A 1086-nucleotide genomic window follows, 5' to 3' on the forward strand; every position below is an offset into this window, starting at 1 on the left:
ATCTAGAAAAAGCGCAGGCCAAACTCGATAAGATGATCGATACGCTCGAAGACGCAAAAGCTAATGCTCCCGAGAACGTCGAAAAATTCCAACGCGCCGTTGATAAAAACAACGTGCGTGTAAAAGCCGCGCAAGACGCACTAGCACAAGCTAAGAGCCAAGAGGTTGAAAAATAATGGGACTACTTACTCGAAGCTCACCACATACTAAACAAAATCAAAGCACCTCTAGCATCATGCGCTGGGTTATCCTGTTATGTATTCCGGGCTTGATCGCGCAAACTTACTTTTTCGGCTGGGGCAACCTACATAATGTGCTCCTTTGCAGTATTACCGCAGTGCTCAGCGAAGCTGCTATTTTAGCCTTACGCAAACGTCGTATCGGTTTTTACTTAAGTGATTACAGTGCCTTGCTGACAGGGGTGCTGCTAGGAATAGCGCTACCACCATTAGCGCCATGGTGGATAAGCGTTATTGCCGCAAGTTTCTCAATTATCTTTGTGAAGCAACTCTATGGCGGTCTGGGCTACAACCCGTTCAACCCGGCTATGGCTGGCTATGCGCTCGTGCTCATCTCCTTCCCTCTTGCTATGACGAGCAACTGGGCAAGCCCGACCACACTTCAAGAAAATTTCCCTAGCGTCCAACAAACGCTCGCTAGCATTTGGGAAATAGAGAATGCTCCCGACGGATACTCTGGCGCGACACCCTTAGACGTATATAAGCATGAGGTGAAAGCGAGCACTTATGAAGCGATTACCAGCCAAGACATCTTTGGTTCGGGAATCGTTCTTGGTTGGGAATGGGTAAATGTAGCCTTCTTACTTGGCGGTCTTGGTCTTCTGGCACTAAGAATCATACCTTGGCAGACACCTGCAGGCGTATTACTCGGCTTAGCACTTCCATCAATTTTATTTTCGTCTAACCCCGACCAAGCCGTGCCATTAAGTATTCACTTACTTGCGGGTGCGACGATGTTTGGTGCTTTCTTTATCGCAACGGACCCAGTCTCTTCATCAACAACACCACGCGGTCGTTTTATTTTTGGTCTAGGTGTTGGCTTATTTACCTACATTATTCGAACCTG

General features: G+C 47.6%; 1 protein-coding gene. It reads left to right on the top strand.

Features of this window, described 5'->3' with window-relative positions; all coding sequences use genetic code 11:
• Positions 1–175: 175 nt before the first annotated feature.
• Positions 176–1086 (top strand): RnfABCDGE type electron transport complex subunit D (locus A3762_RS08550; RefSeq protein ID WP_068754973.1); only part of this gene is annotated, 911 nt, incomplete at its 3' end.

This window comes from Oleiphilus sp. HI0125, from assembly GCF_001635355.1.